General features: G+C 63.2%; 3 protein-coding genes. All 3 read left to right on the forward strand.

Annotation, left to right across the window (positions count from 1 at the left end; translation table 11 throughout):
- The coding region (locus tag VN887_00765) for an HAD hydrolase family protein (protein ID HXT38531.1) at positions 1–508 on the forward strand (508 nt) is incomplete at its 5' end.
- 32 nt (positions 509–540) lie between these two features.
- Positions 541–2,523: an LptA/OstA family protein gene (locus VN887_00770; GenBank protein ID HXT38532.1), complete on the forward strand. Its 1,983-nt coding sequence runs from the start codon at positions 541–543 to the stop codon at positions 2,521–2,523.
- 106 nt (positions 2,524–2,629) lie between these two features.
- A complete protein-coding gene (lptB, locus tag VN887_00775; protein ID HXT38533.1) occupies positions 2,630–3,346 on the forward strand; it encodes an LPS export ABC transporter ATP-binding protein in 717 nt (238 codons plus the stop codon).
- Positions 3,347–3,438: the final 92 nt, after the last annotated feature.

The following is a 3,438-nucleotide window of genomic DNA, read 5'->3' on the forward strand; positions in this document are numbered from 1 at the left end:
AAGAAAGCTGGCGAACGTGCGGTTGTTCCTCTGCGACGTGGACGGCGTGTTGACGGACGGGATGGTGGTGATGGGCGGAGGCGTCGAGAGCAAGCGATTCAACATCCGCGACGGTCTCGGGTTGCGGCTGCTGCAGCGGGAGGGGATCAAGGTCGGCTGGGTGTCGCGGCGCCCGTCCGACGCGACGCAGCAGCGCGCGGACGATTTGAAGATCGATTTTTTGATGCAGGGCGACCACAACAAGGTGGAGGCGGTGGCGTCGATTCTCCGGCAGACCGGCGCGGAGTGGACGCAGGTCTGTTACCTGGGCGATGACATCGTGGACCTGGGCGTCCTGAAACGCGCGGGCGTGGCGGTGGCGGTGGGGGACGCGACAGCCGAAGCGCGGGCCGCCGCCGATTACGTGACGAAGGCAGCGGGCGGGCATGGCGCGGTGCGGGAGGCGGTGGAACTGATTCTGAAAGCGCAGAACAAATGGCGCCGGCTCGTCCAGGAATATTCTTCCTAAACACTGGCGCCCGGATTAAGAATGGGCGCGTCGTGAAACGTTTCCCGCATTGGCCGCGCCTGTTGAAGTTCGCCGCGCTCCTGTGGCTGTGCGCGGGTGCGCATGCGCAGATCATCGAGAGCGAGGTCAAGGGGTTCAAGCATGCGTTCGTGGATGAACAGAGCGGGAAACGCACGATGCTTTTGAGCGGCGGGAGCGCGACCAATATTTCCAACGCGGAGCTGCTCCTTCGCGGAGGCGTGCAGCTGCAGTTCTTCAACAGCGAGGGGAAGACCAATCTCGAGGTCTCATCTCTCCAGTGCATCTACAACACGCGGACGAAGCTGGTGTCGTCCGGGGAAAAACTCGAGGCCGCCAGCCCGGACGCCCAGATCTCCCTGGAAGGCACCGGATTTGAGTATCAAACGGCGACCGGAAGCCTGGTCATTTCCAACGAAGTGCATGCGATCCTGCGGAAAGACCTGATCGAACCACGGCCCGGGGCGCGCGGCGGGGTGACGGCGCAGACGAATGCGGCGCCCGCGCCCGCCGGACTCGTGCATATCTTCTCCGACCGGATGCGCTATCAAACCAACCTGGCGGTGTTCGAGGACAACGTGCGCGTGGATGATCCGCCCGGCAAGCTGACGTGCGGCTCGCTGACGGTCGCGTTTTCCGAGTCAGCGAAACCGGATGAACGGCGGCGCGTCGAAAACATCCTGGCCAGTCGGGATGTGGTCATTGATTCGGAAGAAATTCACGCAACCGGCGACCGGGCGACGTACCGGCTCACGAACGACGTGGTCGAGCTTTCCGGCAATCCGACTTGGCGGTTGCGCGAGTATGCGGGGCGCGCGGAGGAACTGGTCGTGAACCGGAAGACACGGGAGTTTCACGCCATGCGCGGCACGGAAATGACATTACCGTCCGGCGCGATCGGGCGGAACGGCTTTTTGCTGCCCGAGAGTGGTTCCGCGACGAACACGGTCGCGGCCGCGGGCCGGCCAGTGCTGGCGCGGAGCGAGGATTTCCAGTTCAGACCGGACACAACGGACACGAATTTCAACATCGCCCTGTTCAGCGGCGACGTTCAGGTGAAAAGCGAAAAGGGAAACCTGGACTGCGAGTTGATGACGATTCGATCCACGGCGCAGAGCAACCGGACGGAAAGCGTCGTGGCGGAGCGGAATGTGTTGATGGAGCAGGGGAACAGCCGCGTGACGGGCGCGAAGGCGGTTTACAAGGCGGCGGATGAGCGGGTCGAGGTCACGGGCAAACCGACGTGGAAATTGAACCAGCGGGAAGGGTCGGCGGAGGTTCTTGCGTTCGATTTGAAAAGCCGCACGTATCAGGCCACGCGCGACGTGCGGATGCGCCTGCCGCCGGGCGGGCTGGGCGCTTCGACGTGGCTGGCGCGGGGTGTTGCCGCAAAGACCAACACGCCGGCGGACGTGACATCGACGAATCAGCCCGCGCCGGTCGAGGTGGCCGCCGGGTATTTCGAGTTGAAGCCGGACGCGGTGAACACGAATCTGAGCGAGGCCATTTATCGCGGCCACGTGCGGGTCAGCGAAGCGGAGCGGATGAACCTGAGCTGCGATTCGCTGACACTGACCGGCAAAATGACGGGCGGCACCAACCAGGTGGAACGCGTTGCCGCCGAAGGTGGCGTGGACCTGCTGGTTCGCGAGTCGGACGGAGAGAGGCGCGCGCAGGGTGACAAGGCGGTGTACACGGCGAACAACGGAGAGGTTGTCCTGACAGCGGAGAACGGCGTCAAATTCGTCGTCACCGACGCGAAGGGCGTCATCGAGGGCAGCGGATCGAAGGCCGTTTACGCGAGCGCGAAAGAAGCGCTGGAATTGACGGGGAACAACCCGATGCTGTCGTCCGACGCCGGAAAGGTGTGGGGAGACACCGTGATTCTGGACCGGGCGAACACGACTCTCCGTGCGACCGGCAACTGGAAAATGAAATTGAACGCGGAAGTGCTCAGGCGAAAGGCAAGGCCGGCTCCGAAGAAAACAGCCTCATGATCTCCGATCGAAAGAACCTGGTGTGAACGCCTCCCCGTCAGAAGCGCGGCCGGCACTGGAGAAAGGTTCGCCGACGCCCGCGCCGGCCGCCGGCCCGGCCGGGCACCTGCTGACCACGGAAACGCTTGTCAAAGAGTACCGCCAGCGCCGCGTCGTGAACGGGGTTTCCATTTACGTAAACGCCGGCGAAATTGTCGGGTTGCTCGGTCCGAACGGCGCAGGCAAGACCACGACCTTCAACATCGTCGTCGGTCTGGTGAAGCCGGACGAGGGCCTCGTCCGCTTTCGTGAAAAGGAAGTCACCCGGCTGCCGATGCACCGGCGCGCGCGACTGGGCATCGGTTATCTGACGCAGGAACCGTCGGTGTTTCGCAAGCTGACGGTGGAACAAAACATTCTGGCGATTCTGGAAACCTGCGCCATGGGCGCGCAGGAACGGCAGGTCCGTTTGAAATACCTGCTGGACGAACTCGACCTGGCGGGCCTGGCCCGGAGCAGGGCCTACACGTTGAGCGGCGGGGAAAAACGCCGGCTGGAGATCACCCGCGCGCTGGTGACGAGTCCAAAGTTGCTCCTGCTGGACGAGCCGTTCAGCGGGATTGATCCGATCGCGGTTTATGAGGTGCAGAAAATCGTGCGGCGATTGAAGGACCGCGGCCTCGGCATCCTCATCACGGACCACAACGTGCGGGAGACGCTCAAGCTGGTGGACCGCGCGTATCTGATCCACAAGGGCGAGGTGGTTTACGAAGGCGCGGCCGCGCAACTTGTGGACGATCCCAAGGCGCGCGAAATTTATCTGGGGCCGGATTTCAACCTTTGATCGATTGAAGCGTTCCATCAGCGAAGGGTCCGGCGGGGGCGGTTCAGGTTTGGCGGCCAGACGGTTCAACCCGGGCAACGAACGAACACATG

It is taken from the genome of Candidatus Angelobacter sp. (assembly GCA_035607015.1).
Classification (GTDB): Bacteria; Verrucomicrobiota; Verrucomicrobiia; order Limisphaerales; family AV2; genus AV2.